General features: G+C 59.3%; 20 protein-coding genes. 12 read left to right on the top strand and 8 right to left on the bottom strand.

All coding sequences use genetic code 11. From position 1 onward, the window contains the following. Positions 1-65 precede the first annotated feature (65 nt). Genes KQ659_RS09940 through KQ659_RS09925 form a run of 4 tightly spaced genes read left to right on the top strand, consistent with a single transcriptional unit; the run spans position 66 to position 1,560 of the window. The gene (locus tag KQ659_RS09940) at positions 66-482 is read left to right on the top strand and encodes a nitrogen regulation protein NR(II) (protein ID WP_216688929.1); all 417 of its coding nucleotides are present in this window, start codon (positions 66-68) and stop codon (positions 480-482) included. Continuing rightward, on the top strand, positions 377-1,204 hold the full coding sequence (locus KQ659_RS09935) for a phytochrome family protein (RefSeq protein WP_216688930.1): 828 nt from the start codon (positions 377-379) through the stop codon (positions 1,202-1,204). The genes KQ659_RS09940 and KQ659_RS09935 overlap by 106 nt, the downstream gene beginning before the upstream one ends. Beyond that, positions 1,116-1,379, top strand: a complete 264-nt coding sequence (locus tag KQ659_RS09930; protein WP_216688931.1) for a hypothetical protein — start codon at positions 1,116-1,118, stop codon at positions 1,377-1,379. Before KQ659_RS09935 ends, KQ659_RS09930 begins: the two co-directional genes overlap by 89 nt. Beyond that, the gene (locus tag KQ659_RS09925; protein ID WP_216688932.1) at positions 1,363-1,560 is read left to right on the top strand and encodes an ATP-binding protein; all 198 of its coding nucleotides are present in this window, start codon (positions 1,363-1,365) and stop codon (positions 1,558-1,560) included. Before KQ659_RS09930 ends, KQ659_RS09925 begins: the two co-directional genes overlap by 17 nt. Positions 1,561-1,671: 111 nt before the next feature. On the opposite strand, the gene porX is transcribed toward KQ659_RS09925, so the two are convergent. After that, positions 1,672-3,240 (bottom strand): T9SS response regulator signal transducer PorX, encoded by a 1,569-nt coding sequence (porX, locus tag KQ659_RS09920; RefSeq protein WP_216688933.1) that lies wholly within the window; start codon positions 3,238-3,240, stop codon positions 1,672-1,674. Positions 3,241-3,499: 259 nt separating this feature from the next. On the opposite strand from porX, the gene KQ659_RS09915 reads away from it, so the two are divergent. From KQ659_RS09915 to KQ659_RS09890, 6 genes are all read left to right on the top strand, one after another. Further along, complete coding sequence (locus KQ659_RS09915) at positions 3,500-4,729, top strand: HD domain-containing protein (protein WP_216688934.1); 1,230 nt, start codon at positions 3,500-3,502, stop codon at positions 4,727-4,729. Between the two features lie 141 nt (positions 4,730-4,870). Beyond that, the gene (lpxD, locus tag KQ659_RS09910; protein ID WP_216688935.1) at positions 4,871-5,911 is read left to right on the top strand and encodes a UDP-3-O-(3-hydroxymyristoyl)glucosamine N-acyltransferase; all 1,041 of its coding nucleotides are present in this window, start codon (positions 4,871-4,873) and stop codon (positions 5,909-5,911) included. Positions 5,912-6,015: 104 nt separating this feature from the next. Beyond that, on the top strand, positions 6,016-7,410 hold the full coding sequence (locus tag KQ659_RS09905) for a bifunctional UDP-3-O-[3-hydroxymyristoyl] N-acetylglucosamine deacetylase/3-hydroxyacyl-ACP dehydratase (RefSeq protein WP_216688936.1): 1,395 nt from the start codon (positions 6,016-6,018) through the stop codon (positions 7,408-7,410). Positions 7,411-7,523: 113 nt separating this feature from the next. Continuing rightward, positions 7,524-8,330: an acyl-ACP--UDP-N-acetylglucosamine O-acyltransferase gene (gene lpxA / locus KQ659_RS09900; protein WP_216688937.1), complete on the top strand. Its 807-nt coding sequence runs from the start codon at positions 7,524-7,526 to the stop codon at positions 8,328-8,330. 165 nt (positions 8,331-8,495) lie between these two features. Then, entirely contained in the window at positions 8,496-9,128 is a 633-nt protein-coding gene (locus KQ659_RS09895; RefSeq protein ID WP_216688938.1) for an ABC transporter ATP-binding protein, read from the top strand. A gap of 202 nt (positions 9,129-9,330) precedes the next feature. Continuing rightward, complete coding sequence (locus KQ659_RS09890) at positions 9,331-9,693, top strand: hypothetical protein (protein WP_216688939.1); 363 nt, start codon at positions 9,331-9,333, stop codon at positions 9,691-9,693. A 78-nt stretch (positions 9,694-9,771) separates the two neighbouring features. Here the strand turns inward: KQ659_RS09890 and KQ659_RS09885 are convergent, their stop codons facing one another. Continuing rightward, on the bottom strand, positions 9,772-10,599 hold the full coding sequence (locus tag KQ659_RS09885; RefSeq protein ID WP_216688940.1) for a DUF4197 domain-containing protein: 828 nt from the start codon (positions 10,597-10,599) through the stop codon (positions 9,772-9,774). 113 nt (positions 10,600-10,712) lie between these two features. Here KQ659_RS09885 and KQ659_RS09880 point away from each other — a divergent pair, with 113 nt between their 5' ends. Further along, a complete protein-coding gene (locus KQ659_RS09880; protein WP_216688941.1) occupies positions 10,713-12,014 on the top strand; it encodes a competence/damage-inducible protein A in 1,302 nt (433 codons plus the stop codon). A gap of 166 nt (positions 12,015-12,180) precedes the next feature. Here KQ659_RS09880 and KQ659_RS09875 read toward each other — a convergent pair whose 3' ends face one another. The 5 genes from KQ659_RS09875 to dnaG all read right to left on the bottom strand — a co-directional run bounded on the left by KQ659_RS09875 (position 12,181) and on the right by dnaG (position 19,337). Next, positions 12,181-13,407 carry a bifunctional 3,4-dihydroxy-2-butanone-4-phosphate synthase/GTP cyclohydrolase II gene (locus tag KQ659_RS09875; RefSeq protein WP_216688942.1) on the bottom strand — a complete coding sequence of 409 codons (1,227 nt, stop codon included), beginning with the start codon at positions 13,405-13,407 and terminating at the stop codon, positions 12,181-12,183. A gap of 167 nt (positions 13,408-13,574) precedes the next feature. After that, positions 13,575-14,747 (bottom strand): glycosyltransferase, encoded by a 1,173-nt coding sequence (locus KQ659_RS09870; protein ID WP_216688943.1) that lies wholly within the window; start codon positions 14,745-14,747, stop codon positions 13,575-13,577. A 20-nt stretch (positions 14,748-14,767) separates the two neighbouring features. Beyond that, complete coding sequence (locus KQ659_RS09865) at positions 14,768-16,012, bottom strand: glycosyltransferase family 4 protein (RefSeq protein WP_216688944.1); 1,245 nt, start codon at positions 16,010-16,012, stop codon at positions 14,768-14,770. Positions 16,013-16,112: 100 nt separating this feature from the next. Then, the gene (locus KQ659_RS09860) at positions 16,113-17,168 is read right to left on the bottom strand and encodes a potassium channel family protein (protein ID WP_216688945.1); all 1,056 of its coding nucleotides are present in this window, start codon (positions 17,166-17,168) and stop codon (positions 16,113-16,115) included. A gap of 141 nt (positions 17,169-17,309) precedes the next feature. Then, positions 17,310-19,337, bottom strand: coding sequence for a DNA primase (gene dnaG / locus KQ659_RS09855; RefSeq protein ID WP_216688946.1), 2,028 nt, complete (start codon positions 19,335-19,337; stop codon positions 17,310-17,312). A 251-nt stretch (positions 19,338-19,588) separates the two neighbouring features. On the opposite strand from dnaG, the gene KQ659_RS09850 reads away from it, so the two are divergent. Then, positions 19,589-22,558, top strand: a complete 2,970-nt coding sequence (locus tag KQ659_RS09850; protein WP_216688947.1) for a leucine--tRNA ligase — start codon at positions 19,589-19,591, stop codon at positions 22,556-22,558. A gap of 602 nt (positions 22,559-23,160) precedes the next feature. Here KQ659_RS09850 and KQ659_RS09845 read toward each other — a convergent pair. Continuing rightward, the gene (locus KQ659_RS09845; protein ID WP_216688948.1) at positions 23,161-23,397 is read right to left on the bottom strand and encodes a hypothetical protein; all 237 of its coding nucleotides are present in this window, start codon (positions 23,395-23,397) and stop codon (positions 23,161-23,163) included. Positions 23,398-23,454 lie beyond the last annotated feature (57 nt).

Genomic DNA, 23,454 nt, shown 5'->3' with positions numbered 1-23,454 from the left:
CAGGGAAAGCTCAGCGTTTGTATCTTGGCTGGTGCGTACCTTTCCTGAACGCTCTACCCTTCGTGATGCCTGATTATGAGCCACTTCCTGTTTCCACTGCGCCACTCCAGCCGTTGGAGCAGCCCCAGCAGACTTTGGAGCAGCCCCTGCGCGCCCCTGCCGAGGAGCACCGCCTGCGCACCATCCTGCATCAGGTGCCGGCGTGCATGGCCAGCCTGGCTGGGCCCGAGTATATGGTGACCGTGACCAATGAGCTCTTCCGGCAGCTGTTTGGCGAGCGGCAGCTCATCGGCCTGCCCCTGCGCGAGGCCCTTCCGGAGCTGGTTGGGCAGCCTTTTTTTGACTTGCTGGACGAAGCCTGCCGCACCGGCGAGCCGTGCTACGGCTACGAAGCCGGGGCCTACGCCAGCGCCACACCTACGCCGGCCTGGACCGGCCCATCTATTTCAACTTCAGCGGCCAACCCGTGCGCGACGCCCTGAGCCGGGTTATGGGCATGCTGCTGTTTGCCTACAACGTGAGCACGCACGTCCGGACCCGCCAGCTGGCCGAGGCCGATGACCGGCCGCCGGCCACGGCGCATCAGCTGGCCATTGCCAACGAGGAGCTGTCGGTGAGCTACGAGGAGCTGGATGCCAGCAACCACCTGGCCGCCACCAACCAGGAGCTGGCCACCGCCAATGAGCGCCTCCGAACGTCCAATATCAGCATTCAGCAGCAGGCCCGGGAGCTGCACAAGTCGCACCTGGCCGTGCGCAAGCTCAACCAGCAGCTCGAAGCCCGCGTGGCCGAGCGCACCGGCCAGCTGCAAGTGGCCCTGCACGATATCGAGCGCGCCAATACTGCCCTGCTCCTGAGCAACCAGCAGCTCACCCGCACCAATCAGGACCTTTACAGCTTCGTGTATGCCTCCAGCCACAACCTCAAACAGCCCGTCAACAATCTGGCCGGCCTCATTGATGAGCTCCGCCGCAGCGTCACCTTTGCCGACCCCGCCGAAGAGCAGCTTCTGTTGCCCCTCATTCCTGACGCGTTGCGCCAGCTCAGTACCAATATTGACGACCTGGCGGCTCTGGGCCAGGCCCAGCAAGTAGCCCTGGCTCCCGCCCGAACCCGTGGACCTGCAGGCCCTGGTGCTGGACGTGCTCCAGACCCTGGAGCCGCAGGTGCGCGCCACCCGCGCCCGCATCACCACCGATTTTAGCGGCCGGCCCATCCTCTTCTACCCCCGGGCCAGCCTGCGGACCATTCTGCTCAACCTGCTCAGCAACGCCTTCAATTACACCGACCCCGCCCGCCCGTCCCGCGTGCACTGCTCGCTCTGGCTCGAAAACGGCCAACCCGTGCTCTGGGTGAAGGACAATGGCCTGGGGGTTTGATGCGGCGCGCTACGGGGCCGAGCTGTTCCAGCTGTTTCGCCGCTTCCACACCCACACCGAGGCAACCGGTGTGGGTGTGTACCTCGTCAATCGCCTGGTGCAGGTGCAGGGCGGCCACCTGGCAGTAGAAAGCCAGGTGGGCGAGGGTGCCACCTTTCGGGTGCACTTTGGGCGCGTTTAAGTACTCGTGCTACTCAAACCCACCACAACCGGGGAGCTCCAGCAAGGCTAATCACGAAAAATGCCGCCTCAATTGAGGCGGCATTTTTACGTTTAATTCCGGCTGTTCTGACTACCCTTTTGCCGTGAGCGTCACGTAAGGAATAATGCATTCCTCCAGCGAAATACCGCCGTGTTGGAACGTGTCCTTGTAGTAGTTCACGTAGTAGTTGTAGTTGTTGGGATAAGCGAAGAAGTAGTCGCCAATCGTAAATACATACGCGGTGCTCACATTCTCGCGGGGCAGGAAAATGGATTCCGGCTTGCGCACCACGTACACATCGCGCGAGTCCTCGAAGCCCAGGTTTTTGCCGTGCTTGTAGCGCAGGTTGGTATTCGTATTACGGTCGCCCACAATCTTATACGGGCGCTTGCAGCGGATGGTGCCGTGGTCGGTGGTGATGATGAGCTTGCCTTTTTTGTCGGCAATGGTCTGCATCATCTCATAGAGCGGCGAGTGCAGGAACCACGAGCGGGTGATGCTGCGGTAGGCCGATTCATCGGCGGCCAGCTCCCGAATCATGGCCATATCGGTGCGGGCGTGCGAGAGCATGTCCACGAAGTTGTACACGATGACGTTGCACTTATAGTTGTTGTGCAGGTTGCTCATCTTACCCAGCAAGTCCTTGCCGGCCTGCAGGTTGGTTACCTTGTGGTAGCTGTGCTTGGCCTTCTGATTGTTCTTCTGGAAGTTAATTTCCATGAACTCCGCCTCGTGCAGGTTTTTGCCCTCGTCGTCGTCGTCGGTCACCCACAGGTTGGGGTATTTCTTCTGAATATCGCTCGGCATCATGCCCGAGAAAATAGCATTGCGCGCATACGCCGTGGTGGTTGGCAGAATGGCATAGTACATCTCCTCGCTGTCCACCGTAAACATTTCGGTGATAATGGGCTCCAGCACTTTCCACTGGTCGTAGCGCAGGTTATCGATGAGCACGAAGTACACGGGCGTGTCGCCGGTGGCCTTCAGCGTGGGAAACACGCGCTCCTTGAACAACTGGTGCGACATGAGCGGCGCGTCCTTATCGCTACCGTCCACCCAATCTTCGTAATTCTCCGTGATGAAGCGGCCGAAGTAGGTATTGGCCTCGTCCTTCTGCATATTGAAGACCTCGGCCATGCTTTTGCCCTCGGTTTCATTTATTTCCAACTCCCAGTATACCAGCTTCTTGTATACTTCGGCCCATTCGACGGGCGTGAGGCGGTCGGAAAGCTGCATGCCGAGCTGGCGGAAATCGCGCTGGTAGCCCGAGTTGGTGGCCTCACTCACGAGGCGCTTGTTGTCGAGCACCTTTTTCACCGACAGTAGTATCTGACTGGGATTCACCGGCTTAATCAGATAATCAGCAATTTTCGCGCCGATGGCCGACTCCATGATGTGCTCTTCCTCGCTCTTGGTAATCATTACCACGGGCACGGTGGGCCGGATGGCCTTTATTTCGGTAAGCGTCTGTAAGCCAGTCAGCCCGGGCATGTTCTCATCGAGAAACACGAGGTCGTAGCTCTTCTCCTGAATCTCCTCAATGGCATCGGCGCCGCTGTTTACGGGCGTTACGTCGTAGCCTTTCTCCTTGAGAAACAGCAGGTGCGGCTTGAGCAGGTCGATTTCGTCGTCGGCCCAGAGAATGGTGGTTTGTTGCATAGTAGGGACTTGAGGTCTTGGGGACTTTAGCGTCTTGGTTAGTATAGCTAACGTAAGACGTCCCGAATGGATATATAGCCGGCTTACCACGTTGGCACTGCCGACTTCGCACAAAGGGTTGAGCTTGCCCAAACGGCCTGCCGTAGCTTCGCGTTCAGTTATTGACGGGTGAGCCGTGCAAATGTTGCTTGTTTTTGCCCATTCGCGGCGTATTTATCCTGTTCTGATTTCTGCCCGTCATCCCCTCCCCGCCCGTTCCGTGAACAAGAAAAAAATCTTCAACGACCCGGTTTACGGCTTCGTCACCATCCCGACGGAGTTCCTGTTTGACCTGATTGAGCACCCGTATTTTCAGCGGCTGCGGCGCATTCAGCAGCTCGGCCTCACCGGCTTTGTGTACCCCGGGGCGCTGCACACGCGCTTTCACCACGCGCTGGGAGCCATGCACCTGATGTCGCTGGCCCTGCGCACGCTCAAGGACAAGGGCGTGAAGATTTCGGCCGCGGAGGGCGAGGCGGCGCTGGCGGCCATCCTACTGCACGACGTGGGCCACGGCCCCCTATCCCACGCGCTGGAAACCGCCATTTTCCAGGATGTGCCGCACGAGCAGCTCTCGCTTTTCCTGATGGAGCGCCTGAACAAGGAATTTCACGGCAAGCTCGATTTGGCCATTGAAATATTTAAGGGCACCTACGGCCGGCCGTTTTTCCATCAGCTGGTGAGCAGCCAGCTCGACATGGACCGCCTCGATTACCTCAACCGCGACTCCTTCTATACCGGCGTGGAGGAAGGCCGCCCCGGCGCCGACCGCCTCATCAAGATGCTGCGCGTGCACGAAGAGCGGCTGGTGCTCGAAGAAAAAGCCGTGTATTCAGTCGAGAATTTCCTGGTGAGCCGCCGGCTGATGTACTGGCAGGTGTACCTGCACAAAACCGTGACGTCGGCCGAGCAGATGGTGATTCGGGTGGTGCAGCGCGCCCGTGACCTGGCCCGCCGGGGCGTGGAAGTGCCCGCCAACAGCTGCCTGGGCTACTTCCTGGGCCGCGCCGTGAGCCTGGGCGAGTTTGAGAAAGACGAGAAAATTCTCAGCCATTTCGTCGAGCTTGATGACTACGACATCTGGTCGGCCATCAAGGCCTGGGCCGGCCACCCCGATGTGGTGCTCAGCTACCTCGCCAAGAGCATTCTGCACCGCAACCTGCTCAAAATCGTGCTCGCCCCCGAACCGTTCGACGAGGAATTCCGCCTCGGCATCCAGGAGCTCATCGCTGCCAAGTTCGGCCTACCCATGAATGAAGCCGCGCTGCTCATGATATCCGGCCGCCTCAGCAACAGCGCCTACAACGCCGAAAGCCAGGAGCCCATCGAAATCCTGACCAAAAAAGGCGACGTGGTGAACGTAATGGAAGCCTCCGACCTGCCCAACATCCGCGCCCTGAGCCAGCGCGTGGAGAAATTCTACATCTGCTACCCGAAGGAGATTGTGTAAAAAAGAACGTCATGCAGAGCGCAGCGAAGCATCTTGCCCGCAATAAGTAATCCAATCGCAAGATTAAAAATTAGTGGTGGCGGGCAAGATGCTTCGCTGCGCTCTGCATGACCGTTCTGACTCTTACTTTTACCCCTTACTATGGAATTTACCGTTCAGCAAATTGCCGAAGTCCTCGGCGGCACCGTGGAAGGCGACGCTACCCTGCGCATCTTCAGCCTGGCCAAGATTGAAGAAGCCCGGGCCGGCTCCCTCACCTTCCTCTCGAATAGCAAATACGAGCCGTTTCTCTACGAAACCGGCGCTTCGGCCGTCATTGTGGGCCAGGCTCTGGAGCTGAAACACGCCATCACGCCTGCCCTGATTCGGGTCGAAAACCCGTACACTGCCTTCAGCCAGCTGCTGGAATTTTACGCGCAGGCCACCCGCACCGGCAAGCGCGGCGTGGAGCAGCCGTCGTTTATTGGGGAAAGCTCCGAGATTGGGGCTGGCCACTACCGGGGCGCGTTTTCCTACATCGGCGAGAGTTGCAAGCTGGGCGAAAACGTGCTGGTGTTCCCCCACGCCTACATCGGCGACCGGGTCACGATTGGCGCGGGCAGCGTTATCCACGCCGGGGCCAAAATTTACTCGGATACCGTCATTGGCCAGTTTTGCGTCGTTAAGGCCGGGGCCGTGGTCGGTTCCGATGGCTTCGGCTTCGCCCCGCAGCCCGACGGCTCCTACAAAGCCATTCCGCAAATCGGCAACGTGGTGCTCGAAGATTACGTGAGCATCGGAGCCAATGCCACCATCGACTGCGCCACGCTGGGCTCCACGCGCATCGGCCGGGGCAGCAAGATTGACAACCTCGTGCAGCTGGCCCACAACGTCGAAATTGGCCAGCACACCGTCATTGCCTCACAAACGGGCATTGCCGGCTCGGCCAAAATCGGCGACTATTGCGTGCTGGCGGGCCAGGTGGGCATGGCCGGCCACGTCACGCTGGCTAACAAAACCACCGTTACCGCGCAGTCCGGCATCGGCAAGAATGTGAAGCAGGAAGGCACCTTCCTGCAAGGCTCCACGGCCTTCGACTTCAAGCAGAACCAACGCGCCCAAATCGTTTTCCGCCGCCTGCCCGAACTCGAACAACGCGTGGCCTCGCTGGAGAAGGTGAAAAACGCGACGGAAAAGCCCTAGCTTTGCACTCAGTTGAGCTGTTAGCCATTAGCTTTTAGCTATTAGCATCTCGACTGGTCATTGTGAAGCTAAAAGCTAAAAGCTAATGGCTAACAGCTAATTAAATGAACGACAAGCAACACACCATTCAGGCACCCGTGACGGTGCGCGGCATCGGACTGCACACCGGCGTAGAGGCCACCATGACGTTTTGCCCCGCTCCGGTGGGCCACGGCTATAAGTTTCAACGGGTCGATTTGCCCGGGCAGCCCATCGTGGATGCCGACGTGGACAACGTGGTGGACCTGAGCCGCGGCACCACCATCGAGCAGAACGGCGCCCGCGTCAACACCGTGGAGCACACCCTGGCGGCCCTCGTGGGCCTGCAGCTCGACAACGTGCTCATTCAGCTCAGCGGCCCCGAGCCGCCCATCATGGACGGGTCGTCGGCCGAGTTCATCAAAGCCCTCACTTCGGTAGGCTTTGAAGAGCAGAACGCGCTGCGCAACTACTACGAAATCCCGGAAAGCATTCGGTACGTGGACAATGCGCGCGGCGTGGAAATCGCCGCCCTGCCCCTCACCGACTATCGCCTCACGGTGATGGTGGACTACAACTCGCCGGTGCTGGGCTCGCAGCACGCCACGCTGGACGACATTGGCAAGTTCAGCGAAGAAATTGCGTCGTCGCGCACCTTCTGCTTCTTGCACGAGCTGGAAATGCTCTACAAAAACAACCTCATTCGCGGCGGCGATTTGAGCAACGCCATCGTGGTTGTGGACCGCGTGGTGAGCGATGATGAGCTCTCGGACCTAGCCAAAATGCTGGGCAAGCCCCGCGTATCGGTCAAGAAAGAGGGCATTCTGAACAACGTGGACCTGCGCCACAAAAACGAGCCCGCCCGCCACAAGCTGCTCGACCTCGTGGGCGACCTCGCCCTGGTAGGCCGCCCGCTGAAAGGCCAGATTCTGGCCGCCCGCCCCGGCCACGCCGCCAACGTGGCCTTCGCCAAGAAAATCAAGAAAAAGATGCTGGAGTCGCGCACCAACCCGGTGCCCATGTACGACCCCAACCGCGAGCCGGTAATGGACATCAACCGCATCATGCAGGTGCTGCCCCACCGCTACCCGTTTGTGATGATTGACAAGGTCATTCACCTGGACGACCAAGTGGTAACGGCCGTCAAAAACGTGTCGATTAACGAGCCGTTCTTCCAGGGCCACTTCCCCGGCAACCCGGTGATGCCCGGCGTGCTCCAGATTGAAGGCCTGGCCCAGACCGGCGGCATTCTGGTCATGAACACCGTGTCGGACCCCGAAAACTACTGGCAGTATTTCCTGGGCATCGAGAATGCCCGCTTCCGCAAAAAGGTACTGCCCGGCGATACCATCGTGTATCATTGCCAGCTGCTGGCCCCCATCAAGCGCGGCATTGCCAAAATGCGCGGCCAGGCTTTCGTGAATGGCAAAGTGGTGTGCGAAGCCGAAATGAGCGCCGCCATTGTCCGCAAGGACAGTTAAAAGTTAAGAGTTAAGAATTAAGAATTGAACCGCACGCTTGCAATCCAATTGTTGACTCTTTCCAATGAAACCTCATAACTCTTAACTTTTATCTCTTAACTCTCAACTGAAGAATGCTTTCCCCCCTCGCCTATATTCACCCTTCTGCTCGCCTCGCGGCGGGCGTCACCGTTGAGCCGTTTACGACCATTGCGGCCGATGTCGAAATCGGGGAGGGCTCCTGGATTGGGCCGAATGTGACCATCATGGACGGGACGCGCATCGGGGCCAACTGCCAGATATTCCCCGGGGCCGTGATTGGGGCCGTGCCGCAGGACCTGAAGTTTGCCGGCGAGCAAACCACCGCCGTTATCGGCGACTACACCGTGGTTCGGGAGTGCGTGACCGTGAACCGCGGCACCGTGGACCAGGGCGAAACCCGCGTGGGCAGTTACTGCCTGCTGATGGCCTACGTGCACATCGCCCACGACTGTATCATTGGTAATCACTGCATTCTGGCCAATACCGTGCAGGTGGCGGGCCACGTCGAAATTGGCGACTACGCCATTGTGGGCGGGTCGTCGGCGGTGCACCAGTTTGTTAAAATCGGGGCACACGCCATGGTATCGGGCGGCTCGCTGGTGCGCAAGGACGTGCCGCCGTATGTGAAAGCGGGCCGCGAGCCCCTCTCCTACGCCGGGGCCAACTCGGTGGGCCTACGCCGCCGGGGCTTCTCCGAAGAATCCATCAACATGGTGCAGCAGCTATACCGCACGCTTTTTCTGGGCGGCCTGAACAACCACGATGCGCTAACGCAGATTGAACGCGAGCTGCCCGCTACGCCCGAGCGCGACCTGGCCCTGGAATTTGTGCGGGCCGCCACGCGGGGCATTATTAAAGGCCCCAAGCGCGGCCGGGCCGACGGCAGCGAGTCGGAGTAGTTACTTCTTGCCTTGGCATTGAGGCAAAAAAGAACGTCATGCTGAGCGTAGTCGAAGCAGCTCTCCCGCAGCAGTAATCCCAGTCGATTGGATTAGTTGCGCGGCAGAGCTGCTTCGACTACGCTCAGCATGACGTTCTCTTGTTAAAAAATCAACATTCCCGCTTTGCAAATCACCGCCACCGGCCTGGGTAAGCGCTTCCAGCGCGACTGGATTTTCAGGGGCCTGACACACACGTTTCGGCCGGGCAGCGCTACGGCCGTCCTTGGACCCAACGGCGCGGGCAAGAGCACGCTGCTGAACACTTTTTCGGGGCAGCTACTAACCACCGAGGGTACGCTGACCTACTCGCTGGCCGGCCGCGCCCTGACCGTGGAAGACGTGCCCCGGCACCTGGCCTACGCCGCGCCCTACCTGGAGCTACTGGAGGAGCTGACGCTGCTGGAGATGCTGCAGTTTCACACGCAGTTCAAGCCGCTGCGGCCCGGCGTAACGATTGACCAGCTTATCGGCATCATGTACCTCGAAAAGGCGCGGCACCAGCTGGTGCGCGAGTTTTCGTCGGGCATGAAGCAGCGGCTGAAGCTGGGGTTGGCGCTGTATGCCGATGCGCCCCTGCTCCTGCTCGACGAGCCCACCACCAACCTCGATACCACCGGCGTGGCCTGGTACCAGGAGCATGTGCAGGCCACCCGCGCCGGACGCACGCTGCTGCTCAGCTCCAATGTACCGGCCGAGTACAGCTTTTGCGACGAGCAATTAGTGGTAACAGATTTCCAACCGGTACGCGGGCAATAATCTTCAATTGCGGGCTTTTAACTACCTGATTTCTTGCCCGGAATAATATCTTGGCGGGCCGGTAGAAGTTCCATTCCCAAGCCTGAGCTTATCTTTTTTCTCCACACCAAAGAGGCGGAAATGGAACCGAAAATCCGCCACGGCCGTATCTTTGCGGCCTATTCAAGCATCATTTCTCACTTCAACCTAATCCGCCCCGGCCATGATTGATGACGACGACCTGGACGACGACTTGCTCGACGACGACGATAACCTAGACTCCTACGCCAAGAAAGGCGGCGCTGCCGCCATTGGCAATACCGAAGACCGCCTCTCGGCCAAATACGCCGATTACCTGATGTGGACCGACACGGGCTCGTCGCACGACGAGGCCCTGGACCTGGCCAACATGAGCGAAGAAGAATTTGTGGAAGCCGAGCGCGCCGAAAACTCCGACCGCGGCGGCTTCACCAGCCTCGACGATGACGACGACGATTTTGCCGACGACAACGATGATGAGGACGAAGGCTACAGCAGTGGCCGGGGCAGCCGCAGCGGCAGCAGCTTCGACAGCGACGACTATTAAACTGGTTTCTGGTTCATAAAAATGCCCCGACTGAAAATTCAGTCGGGGCATTTTTATGAACCAGAAACCAGCAACTTTTTATCGGCCAAATACCGACTTAAGAATGTCGCTGGTGCGAGCGGCGGGGTTCTTGCGGATTTTGGCTTCCTCATTGGCCAGCAGGATGAACAGGCCATTCACGGCTTTCTGGGTGGTGTAGTCGGCCAGGCTGAGGTTGACGGGCGTCATGAGCGGAATCTTGTTGTATTTGTCGGTCACGGTGGCGTAGGCGCGGCCGGCACCCACCTGGTCGATGGCGGTTTCAATGTCGGGGTGGAAGGCCATAATCAGCTGCTGCTGAGTCGACTTGCGCAGGAACTGCGTGGCCGCATCGGTCGAGCTGCTGGTTACCAACGTGAGAGCATCGGTGATGCTGATGTTAGCCAGGGCGTTGAGGAAAATATCCTTGGCTTTGGGCGCGGCAGCCTCGGCGGCGCGGTTGAGCTGCGTTTCGAGCTGGGTGAACACCAGACTCATGCCCGGCAGGCGGCCCACGGTGCTTTTCACGATTTCCAGGTCGGGCGGCACGGGAATGTGAATGTCGTCGTTCAGGTTGAAGCCGTCGGGCTCGGAGGCAAACTGCACGGCCTTCACAATGCCTTTATTCAGGGCTTCTTTGATGCCGGCGCTGGCCTGGGCTTCGGTGAGGGGCGCAACGGGCGCGGCCACGGGGGCCGGCGCTTTGGTAGCGGCGGTTTTGGCGGCGGCAGCTTTGGCAGCAGCGGCTTTTTTCGCGGCGGCCGTCTTGGCGGCGGCAGCTTTGGCGGCGGCAGCTTTCTTGGCAGCGGTGGTCTGGGCGTGGGCGGCGGGGGCCGAAGCGGCCAGCAGGCCGGCTACGAGCAAGGCACTGGCAATGCGAGTAAACATGAAATAAACTGACGCGACGGGAAAACCGGATGGCCCCTATGGCTGTCCTTGGACCGCCGCTTGTGCAAATTGAAGACAAATTTGCGGCCAAACCTATTTTTTTCGCCCAACACATGCCCACGGCACAGCTAACCCCCAAATCCAGCCCCTTATCGACTACCCACGCCGCGCCGCCCGATGTCGAAATCATGACCATCGGCGACGAGCTGCTGTACGGGCAGGTTATCGATACCAACTCGGCCTTTATGGGCCAGGAGCTAGGCAAAATCGGTCTGCGCGTGCGGCAGATTTCGTCGGTTTCGGACCGGGCCGATGAGATTGTGGCTGCCCTGGACCTAGCCCGGCAACGGGCGCAGGTAGTGCTCATCACCGGCGGCCTCGGCCCCACCAAGGACGACCTCACCAAGCACGTCCTCGCCCGCTACTTCGGCACCGGGCTGGTGATGCACGAGCCTACGCTGCTCCATGTGGAGGAAATATTCAAGCGCTTCCAGCGGCCCATGCTGGACGTGAACCGCCAGCAGGCCCTGGTGCCGGCCAACTGCGAGGTGCTGCACAACGCCGTGGGCACGGCCCCCGGCATGTGGTTTCTGGACCAGGGCACCATTTTTGTGAGCATGCCCGGCGTGCCCTTCGAAATGAAGCGCCTGATGACCGACCACGTGCTGCCGCGCCTGCAGGCCCAGTTTAATATCGCCCCTATCGAGCATGTGGTAGTGATGACGGCCGGCCTTGGCGAGTCGTTTCTGGCCCAGAGAATCGAGGATTGGGAAGATGCCCTGCCTGCCAACATCAAGCTGGCCTACCTGCCCAGCTTCGGGGCCGTGCGCCTGCGCCTGACCGGCTCCGACGACGGCTGGCCCGACCTGCGCGGCCGCATGCTGGCCCTGCTGCCCGCCTTGCGCGAACGCATCGGCGAATACATTTTTGCCGAAGAAGAAACCACCCTCGAAGCCGCCATCGGCAAGCTGCTGCTCGCCAAAAACCTCACCATTGGCACCGCCGAAAGCTGCACCGGCGGTCTGGTGGCCCAGCGCCTGACCAGCGTTTCGGGTAGCTCGGCTTATTTCCGGGGTAGCATCGTGGCCTACCACAACGACATCAAGCAGCAGGAGCTGGGCGTGAAAACCGAAACCCTGGCCGAATTCGGAGCCGTGAGCGAGGCCACGGTGCGCGAGATGGCCGAGAGCGCCCGTCGCCGCCTGGGCGTGGACGTGGCCGTGGCCACCAGCGGCATTGCCGGTCCCACCGGCGCCACGGAAACCAAGAAAGTGGGAACCGTGTGCCTCGCTTACGCCGATGCCACCCAAACCATCAGCCGCGAGTACGTGCTGGACCGGGGCCGCGCCCTGAACACAGAATACGCCGCGCAGTCGGTGCTTACGCTGCTGCGGCAGCAGCTGGCGCTGGGGTAGTACAGCGCCATAGCCCCAGCGGAGCGGCATATCGGTAGTATCCAACGCAAACAACATAACAAAGCCCCAGCGGGGCGACACTCGTTAAGCAAGTGTCGCCCCGCTGGGGCTTTAAAGCTAAAACAGGCAGCTGTCACTACCGACATGCCGTCCCTACGGGGCTTCGCTACGCCGCCGGCGTTTCGGCAGACACCACGCGCATAATCTCGTGACCCATCTTGTCGCGCTTGGTTGTCAGATACACCTCGTTGTGCGGATTTGAGTCGATTTCGATGGGCAGGGTTTCCACGATTTCGAGGCCGTAGCCGATGAGGCCAGTGCGCTTCTTGGGGTTGTTGGTGAGCAGGCGCATCTGGCGCACGCCGAGGTCGCGCAGGATGCTGGCTCCCACGCCGTAGTCGCGCTCGTCGCCCTGGAAGCCCAGGTCTTCGTTGGCTTCCACGGTGTCGCGGCCCTGCTCCTGGAGCTTGTAGGCTTTGAGCTTGTTGAGCAGGCCAATACCCCGGCCCTCCTGGTTCATGTACACAATCACGCCCCGGCCTTCGCGCTCAATCTGGCGCATGGCCTGGCGCAGCTGCGGGCCGCAGTCGCAGCGGCACGAGCCGAAGATATCGCCCGTCACGCACGAGCTGTGCACGCGCACGAGCACCGGCTCGGGGCCGCTGATATCGCCCTTTACCAAGGCCAGGTGCTTGGCCCCGTTTGAGTTCTGGGTAAAGGCATAGAGGTCGAAGTCGCCGTCCTCGGCAGGCATCCGCACCGAGATTTCGCGGGTAATGAGGCTTTCGGTAGCGAGGCGGTACTTGATGAGGTCCTGCACCGAAACCAGCTTCAGGTCCCATTTTTTGGCCACAATTTCGAGGTCGGGCAGGCGGGCCATCTCGCCGTCTTCCTTCAGAATTTCGACCAGCACCCCGGCCGGAGCCAGCCCGGCAAGGCGGGCCAAATCCACGGCCGCTTCGGTGTGACCGGCACGGCGTAGCACGCCTTCCTTACGGGCCTTGAGGGGGAAGATGTGACCGGGCTTGCCCAGCTCTTCGGGCTTGGTGGTGGGGTCGATGAGGGCCAGAATGGTCTTGCTGCGGTCGGAGGCCGAGATGCCGGTGGTCACGCCGTTCTTCAGCAAATCGACCGATACCGTAAACGGCGTGGCGTGCAGGGCCGTGTTGTGGCCCACCATCAAGTCAAGCCCCAGGGCTTCGCAGCGCTCTTCGGGCAGCGAGGCGCATACCAGGCCCCTGCCGTGGGTGGCCATGAAGTTGATAATTCCGGGCGTAGCGCACTCGGCAGCGCAAATGAAGTCGCCTTCGTTTTCGCGGTCTTCGTCGTCAACTACGATGACAACTTTGCCAGCCCGGATGTCGGCAATGGCGGATTCGATGGAGTCAAGCATGGGGTGGGGTATTTCGGGCCATAACAGCGGGGGCCGGTGCAAAGTTAGCCCCGGCCGGCTGCGTCCCCGTTTAGCACCTAGCAGTAGTGCGGACTTTTAGTCCGCATCCCCGCGCCGCTTGAATGACTTTAACGGCACGGGGGCACGGACTAAAAGTCCGCGCTACTTTACTTCGCCTGCTGAAAGCGTTGCGTAGGCTGCCAAACAGTGGTTTTAATGCCCCGCAGGTAGCGCCAGTAGCCCAGCAGCAGCGCCGCGTTCATGCTATAAAAGTGCGTGATAAAGCGCAAAAGCCGGGGGTGCCGGCCGGTGCGTTGCAGCGCGGCATCGAGCAGCAGCAGCAGCGGCAGGCCCACCTGGCCGACCAGCGCCAGCCAGAAAAACCACCCCGTCCCGCGCGCTACCAGGCCCACCGTGGCGGCCAGCAGCAGCAGCAGCAGCTGCGGCGTGCACCAGCGCAGCACCTTGTGCGACCACCACGCAAACGCCACGCCGCGCCAAGGCGGCCACAGCAGCCGGCGGAACTCGCCCAGATTTTGAAAGTTACCGGCCGAGATGCGGGCCTTCCGGCGGAACTCCTCGGGCAGATGGTCCGACACGTCCTCGTAGCAAATGGCGTCCAGCTCGTTGATGGCCTGGTAGCCATCGCGCAGCACGGCCATGGTGATGTAAAAGTCGTCGACCAGAAACTCGGCCGGGGCGGGGTGGTAGCAGGCGCGCCGCACGGCAAAGCAGCCGCCGAAAGCGCCCATCATCGCACCCCACACCACGCCCTCCTGGTATTTCATCCGGTTTTCGCGCTCCAGGTAGGCTTTCTCCTGGCCCGAAATACCTTCGGCCCGATGGTCGGGGTTGAGAATATTGCCGCCCACCAGACCGATGGCGGGATTATGAAAGTGCTTGACGAGCTCAAACAGCGTGTCAGGCTCGAAAAACACGTTCGCATCCGTGAGCACCAGCACCGGGGCGGTGGCCTTCCGGGCCAGCCGGTCAATCACGCCGGGCTTGCCGGTGCGCTGGCCGTAGGCTTCGACGTGCAGCTGCGGGTATTTTTCGGCCAACGCGGCCAGCAGGACATTGGTCTGGTCCGAGGAATTATCGGAGCCTACCAGCAGCCGCAGCCGGTCGAGCGGATACGTGGTGGCGAACGTGGAGCGGATTTTTTCGGCAATCACGGCTTCCTCGTTGTGCGCAGCCAGCAGGATATCCACGGCCGGCAGGTCGGAGGCACCGGCCGCGTACACGTCCGGGTTTTGCCGGCGGCCCCGGGCCAGCCGGCCCAGCAGCACCGGAAACAGCACGTAGGTATGCGCCACCAGCAGCAGGCAGCCCCAAAACACGAGCAGAAGCGCGGCCGTTATCATGCGGCCGGCACCGGCCGCAGCCGCTCGTAAAGGTCCACAAACTGCCCGGTTACCCGGCGGCGGTCGTAGGTATGGGTGGCGGTGTGGGCGGCGGCCGCGCCGATGGCAGCTACGGGCAGCTCCTGGCGGCCCCATGCGCGGAGCGCATCCAGCCACTCAGCGGCGGTGTCGCGCAGCACAATGTCGTGGCCGTCGCGCACGGCAATGCCTTCGGCGCCCAGCGTGGTGCTCAGCACGGCCTTGCCCAGGGCCATGGCCTCGATGATTTTTATGCGCATGCCGCCCCCGCTGAGCAGCGGCACCAGCATCAGCTCGTATTGCTGCATAAAGGCCGGGGCCGACGCTACAAAGCCGTGCACGAACACGTTGTCGGTGCGCGGGCGCAGCAGGTCGTCGGGGGTGCCGCTGCCGGCAATGTGCAGCTCCACATCGGGCATTTCGGCGTGGAGGATGGGCCAGACTTCGCGCAGCAGCCAGTGCAGGCCCTCCAGGTTGGGCAGCCAGTTCAGCGAGCCAATCATGAAGAGGGTACGCGGTTTGGACTTGACCAGCGGGTCGGGCTGAAAGCGGGCAAAATCGACGCCGGCCGGAATGAAAACCACCGGCTCGGGGCAGCCCATGGCTTGCAGCCGCTGCGCATCATCGTCGGTGATGGCGGCCACGGCATCGACCCGATGCAGCATCCACTTTTCAAATTTCTTGAGGCGGGCGGCCATGTCTCCCAGGTACCATTTTTTCAATGGGTTACCGCTTCGGCCCGCCAGCATTTCCCAAATGGAGTACTCAACATTGTGCGCCCGCAGCACAATTGGCGGCAGGTTTTGCGCAGTCGGCCGGTTGCTCTTCGCGCCCTGCGCGGTCAAAAAACCCGCATACCAGGCGGTAAATGTTCCTTCCAGCTGCACCACGTCGAAGGATTGAGTGGTGAGCAGCTCCTTAAACTTCGCCGCCACGGCCGGACTGATAAACCGCTCCACAATGTAGGGCTGGCGGCTCAGAAGCAAGTTTTTCAGGGCCCGCAGGGGGGTAATATCCGTATCCACATCCACGGTCACCAACCAAAAATTCGGTCCGAGGTGGACCAGCGCATCCGCCGGCTGGTGGTGCTTGGGCGTATTGATGGCCAGCATGGTCACGCGGTGGCCGGCCTGCACGAGGCCGGCGGCCACGTCATACATCGCAATGGCCCCGCCGGTAGTGAGCGGGTAAGGAACGCGCGGGCAGAGTTGCAGAATGTGCATTTAGATGGGTTAGGAGTTAAGGGTTAAGAGTTAAGAGTTACGAGAACTGGCTGATTCATCATCCCAACTCTTAACTTTTAACTCCTAACCCTTAACTCAATTACAGCTGCCGGAAGCGCACTTCGAAGTTTTCAATCTGCTCCTCGCTGCCGAGCACGAGCAGCACATCGCCGGCAATGGGTACGTAGTCCACGGGCGGGCTCACCAGCAGCGAGCCATTGGCCTGGCGCAGGCCGATAATGGTGGCCCCGGTGATGGAGCGCACATCAAGCTCGCGGATGGTGCGACCGTGCAAATCGCGCCGGATTTGCTGAAACGTCATTTCCTCAAGGCGCAGCTTGTCGGCGCTGAGGCCCGAAATCAGGTCCAGAAAGCGGATTACTTCGGGCCGCACCACCAGCTTGGCCATATGCGAGCCGCCGATTTCGTCGGGCATCACCACCGAGTCGGCCCCGGCCGAGAGGAGCTTGCTTTCCGAGGTTTTGAGCGAGGCGCGGGCGATGATTTTCATGCGCGGGTTCAGGGCGCGGGCCGAGAGGGCGACGAACACGTTGTCGGCATCCTTGGGCAGCGAGGTGATGAGAGCCGAGGCCCGCTCCACGCCGGCCTGCTTCAGCACCAAGTCGGTGGTGGCATCGCCAAAGACGGTGAAGATGCTGCCGCCGGGCACGCCATCGCCGTCGTAATCCTCGCCGGTATGGCCCCCGGTGATGTTTTTCATCAGCTCCTGATTGGATTCAATCACCACCACGCGGGCCCCGCTGGCCCGCAGCTCCTGGTAGGCGCGGCGGCCGTTGCGGCCAAAGCCGCACACAATAACGTGGCCGCTGAAACGCTTTATCTCCTGGTCGGTTCGAATCATTTTGTAAATTTTGCGCAGCTCGCCGTCAAAGATAAAAGAAGAGAAAACTGACACGAGGTAGGCCACCACCACCAGATTGTAGAGGATGTAGATGGATACGAACAGCCGCCCCATCTCCGAAAATGTGTGAATTTCGCCAAAGCCCACCGTGGCCACGGTGGTCACCGTCATGTAGAACGCATCGATGGGCCCGTAATGCTCGATGTAGGTGAAGCCGGTCATGCCAATAATCAGGCTCATCATAGTGAGGATGACGGCCAGAATCAGGCGATTGATGTTGAGGCGTTGGAGCATTCTAGTTTAATTAGGACTTACGCAGTTGAAACACTAACCAACTGAAAAACAGCAATATAACAAATATACGTCTTGAATGCAAGTCGTTGATTTTCAGGTTACATAGCTTTTGAAGTGCGTAAGTCCTATTAATGTAACCACTTAATTACCACGAGGTATGATTGTACCTAACTGTTTTGCCAACTCTTTGTCAATTGTCTCAAGCTCCATTTTACGGCGCATTATCATCACCATTTCATCCCACTCCATTGGTTTTGCTAGGGCATCTCGGCAGGCAATGATTTCCCGTTGGACATTGCACTTATTTAGCCGTCGAAGCGCATTCTCACAAGCTTGACCCATTAGGTCTACTTCGTTAAATACGTATATTTCTTTTGTACGCCAGTTGGGACTAATTTCGTAACGCTCCGTAGCCAAATCCGTGATTAGGGAGCGAATTTCCTCTCGCTCCGTCTGAACCAGTGTACGCACTTCGGGGAAACGGCCAGCAAGCAGTTCCTGCCGACAAGCCTCCCACATTTCTGCAAAGAGTGGCGTTTTAAATGGTGCATCATCGAGCTGACTCATAAAATAGGCCGCGACGCTAATTTCTGGCTCAACTTCACGCGGCGCATACAACACCATCAGCCGCAGTACCTCGCGCTCGCAGGTCTGGAGCACGTCCGGTACCGTATCAAACTCCCCAAAATCCTCAGCGGTATTGTTAATGCCCGCGCTTTGCAGTTCCGATGGGTCAGCTCCATACATGAGAGCTTGTATTTCCTCTTCGTGGGTCATGCCACGCGGTGCGGCTGGCTGGCCGGGCTGCTGGCCGTTACTCACGACGCCAGGGCGCGGCGCGGGCTTCCGCGCCACTTTGTTGTATTCGGTGATAAGCACCTGCTCATCAATACCGAATACCGTCGCTGTTTGCTGCAAAAACACTTGCCGCTTAATGGCATCAGGCACTTTGGCGATGCTGTGTAGCACATCGCGAATGGCTTCCGCCTTCTTCACCGGGTCGCCGGAGGCCTCGCGGGCCACTAGCGTTGTCTTAAATGAGATGAAGTCCTGGCTCTTAGTTTCGATATACTCGGTGAAGCGCTGGTCGCCCACTTTGCGGATGTAGCTATCGGGGTCGTCGCCGTCGGGGAAGAGCACAACGCGCACGTTCAGGCCGCCTTCGAGCAACAAATCGGTGCCGCGTAGCGAGGCCTTTATGCCGGCCGCATCGCCGTCATATAGCACCGTCACGTTATCAGAATACCGCTTGATAAGTCGAATCTGGCCTTCGGTGAGTGAAGTACCCGACGAGGCTACTACATTCTTAATGCCGCCCTGATACAGCGAGAGTACATCCAGGTATCCTTCCACTAGGTAGCAGACTTCTTCTGTCCGAATTGCCTGCCGGGCCTGAAACAGGCCATACAGCACGTCTGACTTGTGGTAAATTTCCGACTCCGGCGAGTTCAGGTACTTCGCCATCTTGTCGTCGCGCTTCAGGGTACGCGCACCGAAGCCTACCACCCGACCGCCGATGTTGTGAATCGGGAACATCACCCGGCCCCGAAACCGGTCGTAGCGCCGCCCAGTATCAGCCCCTTGGTCATCGGTACGAATGACTGTGAGGCCGGTTTTTTCGAGGTATTTCTTGTCGTAGCCCGCCGTTTCGGCGGCCTTCATCAGGTCGTCCCACGCGTCGAGCGAGTAGCCCAGCTCAAAGGTCTGAATGGTGCTCAGGTTCAGTCCCCGCTCCTTTAGGTAGCCATAGCCGATACTCATGCCCTCCTCCGAGTTTTGCAGCAGGCGGTGGAAGTGATTTTTGGCGAAGTCCGAAACAATGAACTGGGAGTCCCGCTCGTTCTGCTCCAGTTGCTGTTGCGGGGTCTTTTCTTCTTCCTGAACGGTAATCCCGTATTTGCGGGCGAGGTATTTTAACGCTTCGGGGTAGCTACTCCCCTCAATTTCCATGATGAATCGCACCGCATCGCCGGACTTGCCGCAGCCAAAACATTTGAAGAAGCCTTTGGCTGGCGTAACAGAAAACGAGGGCGATTTCTCGTTATGAAACGGACAGTTGGCCCATAGATTCTGGCCCTTGCGCTTGAGCTGCACAAAGTCGCCGACGACTTCCACGATGTCGGCGGTCTGGATAATCTGGTCAACTAATTCTTTGGGGATGCGGGCCATGGGTGGCGGAATATCGGGGGCAAATGGGGGCGTCAGGTAGTCGGGAGCGCCTCACCCCCTGACCCCCTCTCCGAAAAGGAGAGGGAGTACCGGTTATGCTCCCTACAAAGTCGGCTGGCTCCCCTCTCCGAAAAGGAGAGGGGCCAGGGGTGAGGCGCTGCCGGTTGCGTACTATTACAACAGTCGTCACAACAAATTTCGCCCTACTTTCTCCTACGTCCTACCTTTGCCCAGAATAAACTCCGCGCAAGATGCCCGCATACCGTCCCGAAGAAATTGAAAAGAAGTGGCAGGCCCACTGGAAAGCCCACCACACCTTCCAGGCCCACAACCACTCCGCCAAGCCCAAGTACTACGTACTCGACATGTTTCCCTACCCCAGCGGGGCGGGCCTGCACGTAGGGCACCCGCTGGGCTACATTGCCTCCGATATCGTGACGCGCTACAAGCGCCTGCGCGGCTTCAACGTGCTGCATCCCATGGGCTTTGACTCCTTCGGCCTGCCCGCCGAGCAGTACGCCATCCAGACCGGCCAGCACCCAGCGCTCACCACCGAGAAGAACATCGAAACCTACGTGCAGCAGCTCAGCAGCCTGGGTTTCAGCTACGACTGGAGCCGCGAAGTGCGCACTTCCGATACCTCCTACTACAAGTGGACGCAGTGGATTTTCCTCAAGCTGTTCAACTCCTGGTACAACCTCGACACCAACAAAGCCGAACCCCTCACCGACCTCACCGCCCGCTTTGCCACCACCGGCAGCGAGGGCATCCGCGCCGCCGGGGACGATGGTGACCGCCTCAGCTTCTCGGCCGGCCAGTGGCAGTTATTCAGCGAAAAGCAGAAGCTGGCCGCCGTGCTCCCCTACCGCCTCGCCTACCAGCAAGATACCTACGTGAACTGGTGCCCCGGCTTGGGCACAGTGCTCAGCAATGATGAAGTGAAAGACGGTCTGAGCGAGCGCGGCGGCTACCCCGTCGAGCGCCGCCTCATGCCGCAGTGGAACCTGCGCATCACCGCCTACGCCGACCGCCTTCTGCAGGGCCTCGACCAACTCGACTGGCCCGATGCCGTGAAAGAGATGCAGCGCAACTGGATTGGCAAGAGCATCGGGGCCGAAGTCACCTTCCCGGTGCAGGACCACGAAAACGCCCAAATCAAGGTATACACCACCCGCGTCGACACCATTTACGGGGCCACCTTCCTGGTGCTAGCCCCCGAGCACGAGCTGGTGGACACGCTCACCACGCCCGAGCAGCGCGCTGCCGTGGACGAGTACATCGCCGCCACCAAGCGCCGCTCGGAGCGCGACCGCATGACCGACGTGAAGGCCGTGTCCGGCGTGTTCACCGGGGCCTACGCCCTGAACCCGGTGAACAACGAGCCCGTGCAAATCTGGCTGGCCGACTACGTACTGGCCGGCTACGGCACCGGCGCCGTGATGGCCGTGCCCAGCGGCGACCAGCGCGACTACCTCTTCGCCAAGCACTTCGACCTCCCGATTCCGGCCATTTCCGACGCCCAAAAGGACCTCGACCAGCAGGCCGACCCCACCAAGGAAGGCCGCTACATCAACTCTGGCATCATCAACGGCCTCACCTATAGGGAGGCTACGCCCAAGCTCATTGCCTTCCTCGAAGAAAAGGGCCTGGGCAAAGGCAAGGTGAATTTCCGTCAGCGCGACGCCATTTTCGGCCGCCAGCGCTACTGGGGCGAGCCCATTCCGATTTACTACAAGGACGGCACCGCCTATGGCATTGCCGAGGCCGACCTGCCCCTCGTACTGCCCGAAATCGACGAATACAAGCCCACCGAGTCCGGCGAGCCGCCTCTGGGCCGCGCCCAGAACTGGCTTTATAAGGACAAATACCCCTACGAGCTGAGCACCATGCCTGGCTGGGCCGGCTCGTCGTGGTACTACCTCCGCTACATGGACCCCACCAACGAAGCCCGCTTCGTGTCGGAGGAGGCCGAGCACTACTGGGGCAGCGTGGACCTCTACATGGGCGGGGCCGAGCACGCCACCGGTCACCTGCTCTACGCCCGCTTCTGGTACCTGTTCCTGAAGGATTTGGGCCTCGTCAGCAGCAAAGAGCCCTTCCAGAAACTGATTAACCAGGGGATGATTCTGGGCCGGTCGAATTTCGTGTATCGGGCAAATCTTTCATTTACCTACAATCCAAAACCTGGCCGGAGTTTAGAAATTAGTCCTGAGGAACTTCCAACACTATTCGTTACCAAAAGCTTAACCGATTCTTTCCTATCTGACGATGCAGCCAAAAAAGCTGCTGCTACAGAAGTAATACTTTCGTGGTACCGCATTCGAATTAGCAGCTTGCTGAATAAATATCCTGATGCTGTTTTTCATGCCACAACAGCAGAAGATTTAAGTATAACTCCTCTGCACGTTGATGTCAGCATTGTAGAGAATGACGTGCTTGATATGCAAGCCTTCAAGAAATGGCGGCCTGATTATCATTTTGCTGAATTTATTCCTGAAGAAAACGGAACGTATATCAGCGGCTGGGAAGTTGAAAAAATGTCGAAAGCCAAATTCAACGTCGTCAATCCGAATGACTTAATTGGCAAATACGGCGCGGACGCCCTGCGCCTCTACGAGATGTTCCTCGGCCCGCTGGAGCAGTACAAGCCCTGGAACACCAACGGCATCAGCGGCGTGAGCGGCTTCCTCAAGAAGCTCTGGCGCCTCTTCCACCCCGAAGACGGTGACCTGGCCGTAACCGATGAGCCCGCCACGCCCGCCGAGCTGAAGGTGCTGCATCGCGCCATCCAGAAGGTGCAGGAAGACATTGAGAAGTTCAGCTTCAACACCTCCGTCAGCCTGTTCATGATTACCGTGAACGAGCTCACGGCCCTCAAGTGCCACAAGCGCACCATCCTGGAGCCGCTCGTGCTGCTGGTGTCGCCCTATGCCCCGCACCTCGCCGAGGAGCTGTGGCAGGAGCTGGGCCACGAGGCCGGCAGCATCAGCCACGCCGGCTACCCCGAGTTCCGCGAAGAATACCTGGTGGAAGCCAACGTGGTGTACCCGCTGGCCATCAACGGGAAAGTGCGCGAGCAAATGGAGTTTACCGCCGCCGCTACTCCCGCCGAGATTGAAGCCGCCGTGCTGGCGTCGGATTTCCTGGCCAAGCACGGCGAGGGAAAAACCGCCAAGAAGGTGATTGTGGTGAAAGGCCGGATGGTTAACGTGGTGGTGTAGTGAGTTGTGCGGCAAGCTTTAGCTTGCCGTATTATCGTCGCCAATACATAACGGCAAGCTAAAGCTTGCCGCACAAGCAAACGGCCCGCTGCAATTGCAGCGGGCCGTTTGCATTTAATTCTGATACTCGTCAGAATAGCATCTATTGCTTTATCTGAAGTTGTTGCTTGGTCGGACTTATCATAAATAGCGAGCAAATAAATTACGTCATCGACGAGCTTTACACAGGTGATTGCCCGCGCTCCTCCGCTTTTGCCGGTATTCTTGGCTTTTATTTTGACCCGGACTTTGTAGCAGTTGCGTCCCAGAGATTCGCCTGCTTACAGGTTGTCCTGCAACTCTGCCAGCAGAACAGATAAATCTGCTGCCGCTGAGTTATACTTTAGACTTGTTCCCGAATAAGAAATGCCTGAAAATTTTCGCTGCTTCGGGCAACAAGGCAGCGTGTTTAGCTTGGCTAAGCCAGTATCCTCGGATTCTTTGAACAGCGCCCGTTTCTGGCTCCGAATATGGCTTGGAAAATGTCCGATTTCTTATTGAAGAACAAGTCTATTTTCTTTAGCTCCTTGAACTGACGCTTGAAATCACCGGTAAAAATAATGCTATACTTCATCAAGCGAATCGTAAGCTGAAGGCAGTGTTATCTTTCCTTGCTGATGAAGTTCAACTTGGTGCAGTGAGTGTTCTAGAGCTTTAGCCAGTTGTTGTTGTTGCGCGACTGACAACGCAGAAGGCCTCTGCTTCGCGGCTTTAGCCGGCTTGACAGAGAGGTTAAGCTCCCGCAGAAGCTTCTTCACGAAATTCACCCGGTCGTCGGGTACGGTTACAATCAGGTCCATAGCTCAAAGTTAAGGGGGTACAGGCAAAGTTACCGATGGCGGGATGCCGCGATTGCC

The organism is Hymenobacter siberiensis (assembly GCF_018967865.2).
Classification (GTDB): Bacteria; Bacteroidota; Bacteroidia; order Cytophagales; family Hymenobacteraceae; genus Hymenobacter; species Hymenobacter siberiensis.
The sequence above is the reverse complement of the archived record's forward strand: the minus strand, read 5'-3'. Positions and strand labels throughout refer to the sequence as shown.

Coding starts and splice junctions, on each gene's coding strand:
- KQ659_RS09940 (WP_216688929.1), top strand. CDS start 66: ATGCCTGATTATGAGCCACTTCCTGTTTCCACTGCGCCACTCCAGCCG.
- KQ659_RS09925 (WP_216688932.1), top strand. CDS start 1,363: ATGGCCTGGGGGTTTGATGCGGCGCGCTACGGGGCCGAGCTGTTCCAG.
- porX (WP_216688933.1), bottom strand. CDS start 3,240: ATGCAACAAACCACCATTCTCTGGGCCGACGACGAAATCGACCTGCTC.
- lpxD (WP_216688935.1), top strand. CDS start 4,871: ATGGAATTTACCGTTCAGCAAATTGCCGAAGTCCTCGGCGGCACCGTG.
- KQ659_RS09905 (WP_216688936.1), top strand. CDS start 6,016: ATGAACGACAAGCAACACACCATTCAGGCACCCGTGACGGTGCGCGGC.
- lpxA (WP_216688937.1), top strand. CDS start 7,524: ATGCTTTCCCCCCTCGCCTATATTCACCCTTCTGCTCGCCTCGCGGCG.
- KQ659_RS09890 (WP_216688939.1), top strand. CDS start 9,331: ATGATTGATGACGACGACCTGGACGACGACTTGCTCGACGACGACGAT.
- KQ659_RS09885 (WP_216688940.1), bottom strand. CDS start 10,599: ATGTTTACTCGCATTGCCAGTGCCTTGCTCGTAGCCGGCCTGCTGGCC.
- KQ659_RS09880 (WP_216688941.1), top strand. CDS start 10,713: ATGCCCACGGCACAGCTAACCCCCAAATCCAGCCCCTTATCGACTACC.
- KQ659_RS09875 (WP_216688942.1), bottom strand. CDS start 13,407: ATGCTTGACTCCATCGAATCCGCCATTGCCGACATCCGGGCTGGCAAA.
- KQ659_RS09865 (WP_216688944.1), bottom strand. CDS start 16,012: ATGCACATTCTGCAACTCTGCCCGCGCGTTCCTTACCCGCTCACTACC.
- KQ659_RS09860 (WP_216688945.1), bottom strand. CDS start 17,168: ATGCTCCAACGCCTCAACATCAATCGCCTGATTCTGGCCGTCATCCTC.
- dnaG (WP_216688946.1), bottom strand. CDS start 19,337: ATGGCCCGCATCCCCAAAGAATTAGTTGACCAGATTATCCAGACCGCC.
- KQ659_RS09850 (WP_216688947.1), top strand. CDS start 19,589: ATGCCCGCATACCGTCCCGAAGAAATTGAAAAGAAGTGGCAGGCCCAC.
- KQ659_RS09845 (WP_216688948.1), bottom strand. CDS start 23,397: ATGGACCTGATTGTAACCGTACCCGACGACCGGGTGAATTTCGTGAAG.